Annotated in this window: 9 protein-coding genes; 5 read left to right on the top strand and 4 right to left on the bottom strand. The window is 67.9% G+C overall.

What is annotated here, in order from left to right; translation table 11 throughout:
* Window positions 1-7 precede the first annotated feature (7 nt).
* The gene (locus tag QHF85_RS00555) at window positions 8-1,582 is read left to right on the top strand and encodes a hypothetical protein (protein WP_281325012.1); all 1,575 of its coding nucleotides are present in this window, start codon (window positions 8-10) and stop codon (window positions 1,580-1,582) included.
* A gap of 108 nt (window positions 1,583-1,690) precedes the next feature.
* Here QHF85_RS00555 and QHF85_RS00550 read toward each other — a convergent pair whose 3' ends face one another.
* The 3 genes from QHF85_RS00550 to QHF85_RS00540 all read right to left on the bottom strand — a co-directional run bounded on the left by QHF85_RS00550 (window position 1,691) and on the right by QHF85_RS00540 (window position 6,242).
* Window positions 1,691-3,673, bottom strand: a complete 1,983-nt coding sequence (locus QHF85_RS00550) for a protein kinase (RefSeq protein ID WP_281325011.1) — start codon at window positions 3,671-3,673, stop codon at window positions 1,691-1,693.
* 167 nt (window positions 3,674-3,840) lie between these two features.
* Entirely contained in the window at window positions 3,841-5,277 is a 1,437-nt protein-coding gene (locus tag QHF85_RS00545) for a serine/threonine-protein kinase (protein WP_281325010.1), read from the bottom strand.
* Window positions 5,274-6,242, bottom strand: a complete 969-nt coding sequence (locus tag QHF85_RS00540; protein WP_281325009.1) for a TetR/AcrR family transcriptional regulator C-terminal domain-containing protein — start codon at window positions 6,240-6,242, stop codon at window positions 5,274-5,276. The genes QHF85_RS00545 and QHF85_RS00540 overlap by 4 nt, the downstream gene beginning before the upstream one ends.
* Window positions 6,243-6,374: 132 nt before the next feature.
* Between QHF85_RS00540 and QHF85_RS00535 the strand changes: the two genes are divergently transcribed.
* The 4 genes from QHF85_RS00535 to QHF85_RS00520 all read left to right on the top strand — a co-directional run bounded on the left by QHF85_RS00535 (window position 6,375) and on the right by QHF85_RS00520 (window position 11,892).
* Window positions 6,375-7,511 carry an FAD-dependent monooxygenase gene (locus QHF85_RS00535; protein WP_281325008.1) on the top strand — a complete coding sequence of 379 codons (1,137 nt, stop codon included), beginning with the start codon at window positions 6,375-6,377 and terminating at the stop codon, window positions 7,509-7,511.
* A 232-nt stretch (window positions 7,512-7,743) separates the two neighbouring features.
* Window positions 7,744-8,511 (top strand): lysophospholipid acyltransferase family protein, encoded by a 768-nt coding sequence (locus QHF85_RS00530; RefSeq protein WP_281325007.1) that lies wholly within the window; start codon window positions 7,744-7,746, stop codon window positions 8,509-8,511.
* Window positions 8,512-8,595: 84 nt separating this feature from the next.
* The gene (locus QHF85_RS00525) at window positions 8,596-10,545 is read left to right on the top strand and encodes a CocE/NonD family hydrolase (protein ID WP_281325006.1); all 1,950 of its coding nucleotides are present in this window, start codon (window positions 8,596-8,598) and stop codon (window positions 10,543-10,545) included.
* A 36-nt stretch (window positions 10,546-10,581) separates the two neighbouring features.
* Window positions 10,582-11,892: a cytochrome P450 gene (locus QHF85_RS00520; RefSeq protein ID WP_281325005.1), complete on the top strand. Its 1,311-nt coding sequence runs from the start codon at window positions 10,582-10,584 to the stop codon at window positions 11,890-11,892.
* Between the two features lie 98 nt (window positions 11,893-11,990).
* Here the strand turns inward: QHF85_RS00520 and QHF85_RS00515 are convergent, their stop codons facing one another.
* On the bottom strand, window positions 11,991-12,923 hold the full coding sequence (locus QHF85_RS00515) for a hypothetical protein (RefSeq protein WP_281325004.1): 933 nt from the start codon (window positions 12,921-12,923) through the stop codon (window positions 11,991-11,993).
* Between the last annotated feature and the right edge of the window lie 13 nt (window positions 12,924-12,936).

Raw genomic sequence — 12,936 nt, 5'->3', positions numbered from 1 at the left:
GGGGGACATGGACGAGACGCACGTCGTTTCTGCGGGATACGAAGTCCCGACCTACAAGGTGCCCTACGGGGCGGCCTGGTTCCATTTCCTCCACGGTAACGTGCCGGGGCATCAGATCGACTTCATCTACCGGCCCCAGGTGCCGCAGGAGCCGCTGACGCGGCAGCATTTCAGCCACCTCTCGCGGCTGGTGAAGTACATCGAGCCGCGGCACGGGAGCGCGTACGCGTTCGCGATCGGGAACCTGTCGCGCGATGATACGCAATACGAGCCGGGGCACGGAGGGCTCGCGCTGATCTTCGGGCTGCGCATCAAGGGAGCGAAGGACCACGCAGGGAGACAAGACCCGCCGTTTTGCCACTCTGCGGCGCTCATCGACCGGCACCTCGACGGGGAGGCGATTTACGGGACGGCGGTGCAGTTTTATCAGAAGCTCTTGCCGGACGAGGAGTCGCAGGCGGAGGGGAGCGGCTGGTATCACACCTACGTCCAGCACGCGCAGAACGCGGACGCGTTGCTCCCGCTGCTCAAGGGGTATCTGGCGGATTTCGAGGATCTGCATACGCCGGGGCCGAGCGGTTTGTCGTTCCGGTGGACGGTGGAGAACTCGACGCCGCCGCGGCGGGTGGTCATCGTGTACCCGGACCGCGTGGATTTCGCGACGCTGGCGTATTGCATGGCCCGGATCGCGAACGTGCTCGTGGAGTCGGACATCAAGTGGACGGCTATTTCCAATGGGCGCGAGCAGGACGTGGTGGGCGGTTTGACGGTGCGCTTCGTGCCGCGGCGGGAGGCGACGGCGGAGCCCGCGGACGTGGTGCTGATGTACCTGGAGCAGGTGCCGGAGGATCCGGCGGAGATCGCGGCGCAGCTTTTCAATGCGCACGTGGTGCGCCCATCGCAGATACTGGACCTGCAGCGGATGGACTGGCGGTACATCCAGGAGCAGCAGGCGAAGGGGAATGGTGCCGGGGCGCCGGCTCCGGCGACGGCGACGGCGAGCAATGGGAGCGGTTCGGTGAGACCGGGGCCCACGTCGCAGAGTGCGCGGCCGTGGGCGCAGTCGGCGGCAGAGGTGCCGGGGGCGGTGGAGGATCCGGCGGGGAAGACGGCGGGGCTCGGCGGGCTGGTTCAGGTGGTGGAGAAGGCGGGGGCGACGCCGGGGTTGGGGTTGCCGCAGGTGGATTTGGCGGCGGAGCTGAAGAAGAAGCAGCGGCGGAGTCAGTTCACGACGTTGATCGGGGTGGGGGTGTTCATTGCGGTGATGGGGGGGATTGCGGCGGTGTGGATTGGGTCGGCGCCGGTGGTGCCGGAGGAGGTGCCGGGCGGGGCGGGGAGCGCGGGGACGGTGGTGGCGACGGGGAAGCCGGTGGGAACGGCAACGCCGACGGTGGTGCCAGCAGCAGCGCCGAGCGTGAAGATGCAGGATGCGCCGGTGATTTTGGATGAGCAGCCGGTGGGGACGGTACCGGCGAAGCCGGCGGGAAATGTGAAAAATAAGCCACGAGCAACGACCGGTGGCACGGCGACCGCCACGCCGACTGCACCACCGACCTCGTCAGGACGGACGCGGCTCTTTTAGTCGCGACGATTCCTCACAGCGGCGCGGGAAACCGGTACAAGCGTTCCTGCTGCACTGGCCATTAAAAAACCGAAGAAACGCAAAAACACCACGTTGCAAGTGTCGGCTTCACTTGCACTTCTTGAAGAGCCCCACACCCGTGCAAACGGGCGTCTTTGCCTTCTGCGTCAGCCCCGTCGGCTTCGATGCCGGCGCCTGATACGTGGGCTTCGGCGTCGGAGATGGCGCCGACACCGTCGCCGTTTGCACGGGAGGAGCGACAAGTTGCGCTTCCGGTTGTGCTGTCGACGCTGGCGGCGTCTCCGGCTTCAACTCCTCCGCCTTCACAGGAGGTAGCGGAACCGAATCCTTTGCCGGAGCCGTCTCGGGCGTCGGCTCCGGCGCCTTCGTTGTTGCCGCGCTGCTTCCCTCCGCCTTCGTCTCGGGGGTTGTCGTCGGCGAGCTCGGCGGCTGCCCTGTCGCAGCGGGCTCCCTCGCGCTCATCACGAGCAACCCAACCACCCCGATCGCCGCCGCCACCCCCGCGCCCATCACCCCGAACAGCACACCCTTCCCACGCTTGCGCCTCCCCGCCACCGCCGGATCCATCACCGGCATCGGCGGCGCCGGGTATCCACCCGTCGCGTGGGCGAGCGCGCCTGCGGCCGACGTCGTCCCCGCGTGATCCACGCGTCCCCCGAGCGTCGCCTGGATCTCTGGCGTGAGCATCTGCGTCTGCCCGTTCGCCGCCTGCTCCGGCACCACCCCTTCCAGCACCGCGTAGGACTGCCGATGCGCCGCGATCGCCTGCTGCATCTCCTCCTTCCACGCGGGCGCCGGAGACGCGATGGGCTGGTTCGGCTGCAAGAGCTGCGTCCCCGTCGAGGCGTCCTCGCCGCGCCCTGCTGGCGGCGCGCCTCGCCGCATGTCCATCAGCATCCGACCCTGCAGCGGCAGCGTCGCCGCGAGCTCGCTGTCGTCGTCCTCCTCCGGCGTCGAGCTCATCGCCGCGCGGGGAGCTGCGCCGGGCAGCGGCGCGGTCACGTCCATCGGCGTATACGTCGGCGTGCGCTGCGGCCCCATCGACGACGGGATCGGCTGCTCCACGCCCGTGAACGTCGGCTTTCGTTGTGGGCCCGTCTGTTGGGGGACGGGCTGCTCCACCCCCGTGAACGTTGGCTTTCGCTCGGGCCCCGACGCCTGCGGAATCGGTTGATCCACCCCCGTGAACGTCGCCTTGCGCGTCATCGGCCGCGGCATCCCCGCGATCGTGAGGAGCGTGCGCGTCAGCTCGTCCGTGCTCGGGAACCGCGCGTCTCGCTTCGCCGCCGTGCAACGCGCCACGACCTCGTCGAGCTCTGCCGGCACGTCGCGCACCTTCGCCGAAGGCGGCGGCACGGGCGTGATGAGGATGTGACGGATCACGTCCTGCACCGAGCCCGTGAAGGGACGGCTTCCCGTGAGCATCTCGTAGAGCACGATTCCGAGCGACCAGATGTCCGTGCGGTGGTCGAGGTCCTTGCGCATGCCCACCTGCTCGGGGCTCATGTACGCGGGTGACCCCACGGCCGTGCCCGTCTGCGTCGCGACGCTGTCGACCGAGTCGAGGTTCTTGCACACCCCGAAGTCGAGGATCTTCGAGATGAACGTGCCCTCGGGCATGCCCTCCTCGCGGTGGAGGAAGATGTTCGCGGGCTTGAGATCACGATGGATGACCTGCGCGGCGTGCGCGACCGCCAGCCCACTCGCGACCTCACCCGCGATGCGCGCCGCGATCGCAGGCTCGATGCGCCGCTTCTCCTTGAGCAGCTCGCCGAGGGTTTGGCCCTGCAAGAGCTCGAGGACGAGGAAGGGCTCGCCCTGCGGCGTCTCGCCGACGTCGAAGATCTGGACGATGTTCCGGTGGCGCAGCTTCCCGCATGCCCGCGCCTCGCGCAGGAGGCGTTGGCGCAGGTCGTTCGTCAGGTGCTCCTTCTGCTGCGGCAAGATCAGCTTGAGCGCGACCTTGCGGTTCGTCGCGTGATCGAACGCCGCCCACACGGCGCCCATCGCGCCCTGGCCGATCGCCTGTTCGAGCCGGTACTTACCGCCGAGGAGATCCCCCGATTTCATGGTCCCGCAAGCATTCCATGAAAGCGAGCGGTGTCACAAGAATTTTGTTTGCCGCCGTGCTCCGCTCACGAACCACCATGTCTGCGCGAGTCTCACGTGACGATCGGAGATTGCTCTGGTCGCACGTTCAGCGATCCCACGTGACGGCCCAACTGTACGGTATAGTGCTACGGTGACAACCGTAATGCTGCTGGTGCGTCTTGTGACCGGGATTCAACGGGGCGTTTGGTCAGGACCACGATCAGGCTGATTGCGAGCCCCATGATCACGATTGCGCCCACGACGATTCCAAGCATTGGGGTGCGCTTGACCTTCCGCTTGGCAGGTGGCGAGACCGGCGTATTTGAATTCGTAGGCGGGAGCGACGGGGCCGGGAGTGGTCGGGAGGCTGCCTGCGCCAGCACGGCTCGACTGTCGATCATGCGCTCGGTTCCCCGGGGCCCCGTCGCCGGCCTCGATGTCTCGAGACCTATGATCAGGGTCCCGGCTTTACCCACGTGGGGCTGCTGCCGAGACGAGGGCGGCAGCGGCGCGGTGGCATCCACGGCAGCGCCCGCGGCCATCCACGGCTGCATGGCAGCCATTGGCGTCTGCGCCGGAGCGGGACCATTCAACCGCATCGTCGAGTCGGGCATCGGCGGAGCACTCCGGATCACTGGCGCAGTGGCCGGCGCCAGTTGCGGCACGGCCGGCGCCACGCTGCCGAGATCGGGCGACGAACCCGCCATCGCCCGCTCCAGCAACCCCACGGGAATACGTGAGCCCTCATCGGGTCCGACGTGGGCCTGGAGCAGGCGTTCGACCACCGCGGCCGATGCAATACGCTTGGCACGGTCGCGCTCGAGGCACATCGCCACGATATCGTCGAGCTCCGCATTGATGTGGCGCACGGTCTGGGACAGACGAGGAATTGGGCCGCTGAGGATACGAATGAGCAGTTCTTGTCCACCGCCGGGGAAGGGTCTCGTGCCCGTCAGCATCTCGGAGAGCACCACGCCCAGCGACCAGATGTCGGTGCGAGCGTCGAGATCAAGCGCCCCCCTGATGGCTTCCGGGCTCATGTATGCTGGGGACCCGACGGCGCCGCCGACGGCCGTCACGAGTAATTCTTTCGCCGCGAGGTTCTTCGCGACTCCGAAGTCGAGCACCTTCACGACGAGCCCGTCGACCCCGGCCTCCTGATGAAGAAATACATTGGCAGGCTTGAGGTCCCGATGAATGACGTTCACGGCGTGTGCAGCAGCAAGGGCGCGGGCGATGTCACGCCCGATCTGAGCGGCGAGAGGCTGCGAAAGCCGACGCTGCCGACGAAGCAACTCGGCGAGCGTTTCGCCGGAGAGGAGCTGCATCACGAGGTAGGGCTCCCCCTCGTGCGTCGCCCCGGTGTCGTAAACTTCAATGACGTTTCGGTGCGCAATGGCGCCGCAAATGCGAGCCTCGCGGAGCAGGCGGTGCCGGAGGTCCTCGGAGGGCTGGGCGAGCAGCTTGATGGCCACGCGACGCTGGGTGGTCTCGTGCATTGCTTCCCAGACGACACCCATGGTACCCGCGCCAAGCTGGCGCACTAGGCGGTATTTGTCTCCGAGTCGATCCCCGGCTTTCATCCGGGGCGTCCTAACATCGACGGCTCTTGCCCTGCAAGTTTTGTGCATGTGCCAACACGCGACGTGCTAGCCGGCCGCGCGGGGAGCCGTTGCTCGATGCCGTCGAGGAGCGCCGCGAGGCCGCTCTCGAACAGCGCGTCGAGATTCAGGTCGTAGCCTTCCCCGAGATCCCGAAGCACCGACGAGAAGCTCGCGTGGCGGGCCGACCTCGCGAGCTCGGCGAACACGGGCGCCTGCGCCTCGTTCCAGTGCTCCCCGTCGACGCCGCTCTCGGCCTCGGCGCGCCGCTCGGCCTCGAGATCGACACCGACGCCGCGCACGTAGCTGAAGACGAGCAGGTGGAGCTCGAGGCGCCCGCGTGCGTCGACGCCCGATCCCTCGAGCGCCTGGAAGATCCAGTCCGCGAACGCGACCACGTTCGGCTGGGTGAGCGGGCGCGTCACCGTCATCACGTGGGCGAGCCAGGGGTGGCGCTGGTAGAGCGTCCAGAGCCCACGCGCGGAGACCTCGAGGCCCTCGCGCCACGAGCGCGCGGGCGGCGGCAGCTCGAGCTCGCCGAACGCTGCGTTGACCATTGCGGCGATGAGCTCGGCCTTGCTCTGTACGTGGCGATAGAGCGACATCGGCGGCGCCGACAGCACCGCCGCGACCGCGCGCATCGACAGGGCGTCGACTCCCTGTGCGTCCGCGATCGCCATCGCCGCCCGCACGATCCTCGCCCGGCCGAGGCCCTCTTCCGCCGGGGCCTCCCGCGGCGCGACGACGTGGCCGACCCGCGGCTTCGCGAGGAGCACACCCTCCTGGCACAGCGCTGCAAGCGCCTTCGCGGCCGTCGCGTGCGCCACCCGGAAGCGCCGGCTCACCGCCCGCGTCGACGGCGCACGCGCGCCCGGCGGGAGGGCGCCAGTCGCCACCTGCCGCTTGAGCTCCGCCACGATTCGCTGCGAGGCTCCCCCGCGATCCATCACTCTGTACTAGCACAGAATTTTTGCGAATTGCAGAGGATTCATTCGACGATCTTACGGAGCTGCGTACAGTGCACGCAGCTCCGCGTGTGGTGCGCGCGGCTCGGCGTGCCTCGCACGCGAGGAGGTCCCATGGCTCGTAGCATCCTCGTCTCCGGCGCAGGTATCGCCGGCCCCGCGCTCGCGTGCCGGCTCGCCCGCGCGGGTTTTTCCGTGACCGTCGTCGAGCGCGCCCCCGCCCTGCGGCGCGGCGGGCAAGCCGTCGATTTCCGCGGCCCCGTGCACATGCGCGTCCTGCGCGAGATGGGCGTCTTCGAGGCGCTCGCGGAGCGGCGAACGCACATGGGCGCGCTGCAATTCGTCGACGCGAGGGGTCGTGTCGTCTTCACGTTGCCGCCATCCTTCGCGAGCGGCGAGCTCGAAATCGAGCGAGGCGATCTCGTCGACGTGTTGTTCCAGAAAAGCCGCGATGGCGTCGAATACGTCTTCGGCGACTCGATTGCCTCGATCTCGCAGGATGGCGGGGGCGTCGACGTCACCTTCGAGCGCGAACGGCCGCGCCGCTTCGATCTCGTCGTCGGCGCCGACGGCCTCCACTCGCGCGTCCGCGCGCTCGCGTTCGGCGAGGAGCGCCGCTACGTGCGCCACCACGGGTACTCCGTCGCCACCTTCCGCATGCCGAACCTCCTCGGCCTCGAGCGGAGGGGCCTCGTCTACAGCGAGCCCGGGAGGGCCGTCCTCGTCAGCAGCACGCGGAATGTGGAGGAGGCCGTCGTCATGCTCGTCTTCACCCCCTCGAACGAGCCGCTCCGCACGCGATTCACTGGCATGGGCTGGGAAATGCCGCGGCTGCTCCCGTACCTCGACGGCGCGAGCGACCTCTACACCGACACCATCAGTCGCGTCGACGTCGACAGGCTGTCGCGTGGCCGCGTCGTCCTCCTCGGCGACGCGGGCTACGGCGCCACCATCGGGGGCCAGGGCACGGGCGTCGCCGTCGTCGCTGCGTATGTGCTCGCTGGCGAGCTCGCGAGAGAGGTCGATCACGCGCGGGCCTTCGCGCGTTACGAGGCCACCATCGCGGGCTACGCGCGCGGCTGTCAGGCCACCGCGCGCCACATGGGCCCGTTTTTCGCGCCGCGATCCCGCGCGGCGATCGCCCTCCGGAACGTGATGCACCGAGCGCTCACATCCCGCCCGCTCGCGGGCGTGTTCGAGCGGATGACGGCGAGCGCGGCCAGCGACGTCACATTGCCGATGTACGTTTGAACCTTCCAGGCATCACACGACGGATGACGCGTCCGCGATCCGCGCGACCCTCCCGATGAGCGCCTGCGGTCCCATGGCGAGATCGGTCTTCTCGGCGGGGATGGTGTTTCGTATTCACCGTCGACGCGCGTCGGGCTTCATTTCAAGGCGAATGCGCCGATCTCGCCGTCGGTGCGGAGCTCGTTCGTGTTTTGCCTTGCTGTTTCTAGGAGGAGCGTGAAAGACTAGGCGCATGAGCGTCCGGCGTTTCTGGCAACTCCTCGCGAGCTGGATCTGTGGGATCGGGATCGGGATCGTGGGCTCCACGATCACCCTCCTGACGTTCGGCGCCTTCTCGCGAACGTTGTCACCGTGGATCGTGCGGGCGTGGGGGAAGTCGATGCTACGGCTCGCGCGGGTCACGGTCTCGGTCGAGGGCGCCGAGCACCTCTCCTCGGACACGATGAAGATTGCGACGTTCAACCACGGGTCGCTGCTCGACTCTTTCCTCATCGCGTCGATCATGCCGAGCGGGAGCGTCGCCGCGGTCAAGCGGGAAATGTTTTATTATCCGATCCTCGGTTTCACCATGTACCTCTGTGGTTTCGTTTTTCTGGACCGACGCAACAGCGCGCGCAGTCGAAAGCAGATGGCCAAGGCTTGCAAGCGCATGGAGCGTAATCGGCTCACGGTCTTCATCTCGCCGGAAGGGACACGCGCTCGCACCCACGAGTTGCTCCCCTTCAAGAAAGGCGCGTTTTTTCTTGCCCTCGACAGCGGCGCGCCCATCGTCCCGGTGGTCATCGAAGGCGCCTTCGATTTACATCCGCCGAACCGCTGGACCACCGACCCCGGCCACGTGCGAATCCGCGTGCTCCCGCCGCGTTCGATGGTGGGGCTCAGCGTCGAGACCATTCCCGACGAGATTGAATCGCTCCGAAAGCTCTACGCGGCCGAGCTCGCGACGATGCGCGCCGAGGGGGGCAAACCCGTGATTGCACCCGTCGCGCGTGCTGCTTGACCAGAATGGCCACGCGCCGGTCAAGCGCCCGGCCGAACCGCGACGAGGGCGAGGTGGATGCCTATGACATGCTACGCTTCGCCCGTGCGCCAAGCCGCCGCCCTCCTCGCCCCGCTCCTCGCGCTCGCGTGCGCGTGCGCCCCTCCGCCCTCCAGCGCGAAGCCCGCGGAAAACCCCCCCACGCCCGCCCGGGCCGACCAACCCGCGCCCGCGCCTGCGCCCAGGCTCCCCGCTTTCACGATGACGAAGGCGATGGTCCCCATGCGCGACGGGGTGAAGCTCGAGACGGCGATCTTCTCGCCCGTCGACGCGAAGAAGCCATTGCCCGTGCTTTTCATGCGCTCGCCTTATGGCATCCCCGAGGACCCCTCTGACCTGGACAACCCCGGGGTAAACGCGCTCCGCGCGGACGGCTACATCATCGCGGCCCAGAACTGCCGCGGGCGCTTCGGCTCCGAGGGGACGTTCGTCATCACCCCGCCGCCGCACGATCCGGCCGACCCGCGCGGCGTGGACGACGCCACCGACGCGCACGACTCCATCGAATGGCTCGTGAAGAACGTGCCCGGCAACAATGGCCGCGTGGGGATGATGGGCACCTCGTACCTCGCCTGGACGGCCACCATGGCCCTGCTCGAGCCGCACCCCGCATTGCGAGCGATCATCGAGGAGGCCTCTCCCGCCGACGAGTTCACCGGCGACGACTTCCGCCACAACGGCGCATTCCGGCTGGCCTACGGCTTCGAGTACGTCGCCAGGATGGAGACGAGCAAGGAGGCGAACTCGGTCTTCTCGTACGGCCGCTCCGATCTCTACGATTTTTTCCTCGACCTCGGGCCGCTCGCCAACGCCGACGCGCGCCATTTCCACGGCAAGATGCCGACCTGGAACGATTTCGTCGCGCACCCGAACCTGGACGCGTTTCTCGAGCGGCGCGCGATCGTGTCGCACCTGCGCAAGGCGACGATCCCCATCCTCAACGTCGCGGGCTGGTGGGATCAGGAGGATTTTTACGGGCCCTTCGGCATCTACGCGACGCTGGAGAAGAGCGACGCCGCGCGCAAGAACCACCTCGTGGTGGGCCCCTGGAACCACGGCGGATGGGGCAGCCCCGGGCGCAAGCTCGGACCCGTGGATTTCGGCAGCGAAACCGGCGTGCATTACCGGGACAAAATCGTGGTCCCCTGGCTCGCCCACTGGCTCCACGACAAACCCATCGAGGACCAGCCCGAGGCGACGATCTTCGAGACCGGCACGAACCGCTGGCGCACCTTCGATCGCTGGCCGCCCGAGGCCGGCGTCACCAAAAGAAAGCTCTACCTGCGCGCGGGCCGGGCCTTGTCGTTCGAGCCGCCCACGGAGACGGGCCGGGGCGCCGCCGACAGCTACGTCTCCGATCCGCAGAACCCGGTGCCCTTTGTCCCTCGCCCGATCCAGCCGCTCCTCACGGGCAGCAGCCAGTGGCGGACGTGGCTGGTGCAGGACCAGCGCTTCGTCGATCACCGGCCCGATGTGCTGACCTTCTCGACGGACCCGCTCGACGCGGATCTCACGGTGGCCGGCGATATCGTCGCCGAGCTCTTCGCGTCGACGTCGGGCACGGACAGCGACTGGATCGTGAAGCTCATCGACGTCTACCCGGAGGGCGATCCGAAGCCTCCGCCCGAGGCGCAGGCGGACGATGAAAAAAACGCCGAGCCGGCCGCCGACATGCGCGGCTATCAGCTCATGGTCGCGAGCAGGGTCCTGCGCGGGCGCTTCCGCGACAGCTTCAAAAAGCCCGCGCCCATCCCGTCCGGCAAGGTGCTGCGTTATGCCATCGACCTCGAGACCCGCGCCCACACGTTCCGCAAAGGGCACCGGATCATGGTGCAGGTGCAGAGCACCTGGTTCCCGGTCATCGATCGCAATCCGCAGCGCTACGTGGACAGCATTTTTGCGGCGAAGGAGTCCGATTTCGTCGCCGCCACCCAGACGCTCGCGCGCTCGCGCGAGGCGCCCTCGGCAATCGTCCTGCCGGTCCTGTCGCCGTGAGCCTGAACTCGCAGTACAATGGAAGGAACGCGCCCCATGACCACTTTGCCCAAAGGCCCCACGAGCAACATCCTGGTGAACATCCAGGGGATCATGGACCCGATCGGCTACACGCTGCGCCTGCGGGAGCGTTACGGCGATCCGATGTCGTGCCCGAAGATGAACGGCAAACCGGTGCTGGCCACCGGCAGCGTGGAGGGGCTGCGCTCCGTGTTCGCGGTGCCGCCGGAGGCCCTCGACCAGATGCTGGCCGAGAGCTTCACCGCGGCGATGGGAGAGTCGTCGCTGTTCGTGCTCTCGGGCGCGCGGCACACGGCCATGCGCAAGCTGCTCATGCCGCCATTTCACGGGCAGCGCATGCGCCTCTATGGGAAGCAGATCTGCGACTTGGCCCTGCAGCACTCCCGGGACCTCAGGCCGGGCCGAGAGATCGTGGCGCAGGACCTCATGCACAAGATCTCGCTGCAGACGATCATCCACCTCGTGTTCGGAGTCACTGCACCGGCGGAAGTGGCGCGCCTCGAGGAGCTGCTCGAGGCGCTGCGCAAGAGCTTCTCCTTGGGCCTGAACATCACCCTCATGATTCCCTGGCTGCGCCGGGAGTTCGGGGGCTTCGGCCCGTGGGCGCGCAGGCAGCGCGCGACCCAAGCCCTGCGCAGCTTCCTCGATCCGGAGCTCGCCCGCCGCCGCAAAGACCCCGCCGAGCGCACCGATATCCTGAGTCTGCTCCTGGAAGCCCGTCAGGAAGACGGGACGGCGCTCGACGACAAGCAGATCTTCGAGCAACTGCACACGCTGCTCTTCGCGGGGCACACCACGACCGCGGCCGCGCTCACCTGGGTGCTTTATTTTCTCGGACACGCGCCAGCCGCGTTGCGCCGGCTGCAGGACGAGCTGACGGCGCTGGGCGCGGATCCGGAGCCCGAGGCGCTGGCCAAGGCGCCGTATCTGGAAGCGGTGTGTAACGAAACGATGCGCCTGCGCCCGCCCAGCCCGGGGGTGGGACGCAAGCTGAATGCGCCGATGAAGGTCGCGGGCTACGATTTGCCGGCCGGATCAGGCGTGTTCGCGCAAATCATCTGGGCCCACCACAATACCTCGGTATTTCCGGAGCCGGATGTATTTCGGCCCGAGCGATTCCTCGAGCGAACCTATTCCCCCTTCGAATTCCTGCCGTTTGGCGGCGGGAATCGGCGCTGCATCGGGGCCGCCTTTGCGCTGTACGAGATGAAGCTCGTCCTGGGCACGCTGCTGCGGCGCTACAGCTTCGAGCTCGTGTCCAAGAAGCCGGTGCGGGCGGGGCTGCAAGGTCTGCCCGGCTCTCCGGTGCGCGTGATCGTTCGTTGATGAACGTCACCACGTCAGCCACCTTGTCATTGTCTCGGTAGCCCGCGGTCCGTTTCCACGAATGGGGCTTGAACGCGCCCAAACGGACGACGACGCTGTCAGAACCCCCAGCGCACGCCGAAGCCCGCCTGCACGACCGCGGGAGTCATGCGGTAGTACCCCACTTCGTTGCCGGCCAGCGCGGTGAAATACAGCTGATAGAGCCCCTGCGTGGCCGGCCGCAGCGCGACGCCCGTATCGAGCACGAGGCGCCGCTCGGTCGCCGCGAGCTCGTTGTGCACCAGCCACGCGCCGTGCAGCGCGACGAAGAAGCGGTAGGGATACCCTTTGACGAACGTGCCGTCGAAGACCACGTCCATCGCGGTCTCGAACGTGACCGAGCCGCCCTTTCCGCCGTAGTTGCCGCACGTCACGGCGTGCGTGGTGCACGTGAGCACGTGGAGCCGAGTGACCAGCGCCAGCGACAGCGCGTGGATCCCGAGCGCGACGGTGGCGTCGCCGCGCAGCGAAAGGCTATTCAGGTTCACGAAGCCCGGGTGCCCTTTGGACGAGTGATCGCTCTCGTGCTCCGCCGCGAACGCGCCCGCGAACGCTGCCTGGCGTGCGCCCAGCGCCACCTCGCGACGGTAGATTGCCTCGATGGCAAGCCGGCCGCGCCAGTACTCCCACGGGACGGCCTGCGTCGGCGATGTGTTGTGCAGCTCGATGAGCGCCGGCAGCTGCAACAAGAACCCCGTGCCCGCGAGCGCACCCACGATGGGCATGCGCACCCCCACTGCGCCGCGCAGTGTGTTCCGCCAGCCCAGCGACGCGACAGGGGCGTCGGGGCTTGCGGACAGCATTCGCGCGTCGGACTGCGCCTGGGCCGGGGAGGCCTGCGTCGACGCGGGGCGCACGGCAGGCTGCGCCGAGGCCCGCGCCCCGCTCGACAGGAACGCCAACAGGAATGCCACGCATCGCACGATGGAGGGGATGCCGGGTCGGTTGGAAGAAAGGCATTGGTGGGAAGTGCCACGGCCGGCGGTCGTCATGGTTGCGACTTCC

The organism is Polyangium sp. 6x1 (assembly GCF_029946515.1).
In the GTDB taxonomy this organism is placed as follows: domain Bacteria; phylum Myxococcota_A; class Polyangia; order Polyangiales; family Polyangiaceae; genus Polyangium.
Note: the sequence above shows the minus strand (reverse complement) of the source record. Positions and strands in the feature narration are given on the sequence as shown.

Excerpts from the sequence above, each read along its gene's own strand:
- QHF85_RS00515 (WP_281325004.1), bottom strand. The coding sequence starts at position 12,923 with ATGACGACCGCCGGCCGTGGCACTTCCCACCAATGCCTTTCTTCCAAC.
- QHF85_RS00530 (WP_281325007.1), top strand. The coding sequence starts at position 7,744 with ATGAGCGTCCGGCGTTTCTGGCAACTCCTCGCGAGCTGGATCTGTGGG.
- QHF85_RS00520 (WP_281325005.1), top strand. The coding sequence starts at position 10,582 with ATGACCACTTTGCCCAAAGGCCCCACGAGCAACATCCTGGTGAACATC.
- QHF85_RS00535 (WP_281325008.1), top strand. The coding sequence starts at position 6,375 with ATGGCTCGTAGCATCCTCGTCTCCGGCGCAGGTATCGCCGGCCCCGCG.
- QHF85_RS00545 (WP_281325010.1), bottom strand. The coding sequence starts at position 5,277 with ATGAAAGCCGGGGATCGACTCGGAGACAAATACCGCCTAGTGCGCCAG.
- QHF85_RS00550 (WP_281325011.1), bottom strand. The coding sequence starts at position 3,673 with ATGAAATCGGGGGATCTCCTCGGCGGTAAGTACCGGCTCGAACAGGCG.
- QHF85_RS00540 (WP_281325009.1), bottom strand. The coding sequence starts at position 6,242 with ATGGATCGCGGGGGAGCCTCGCAGCGAATCGTGGCGGAGCTCAAGCGG.
- QHF85_RS00555 (WP_281325012.1), top strand. The coding sequence starts at position 8 with ATGGACGAGACGCACGTCGTTTCTGCGGGATACGAAGTCCCGACCTAC.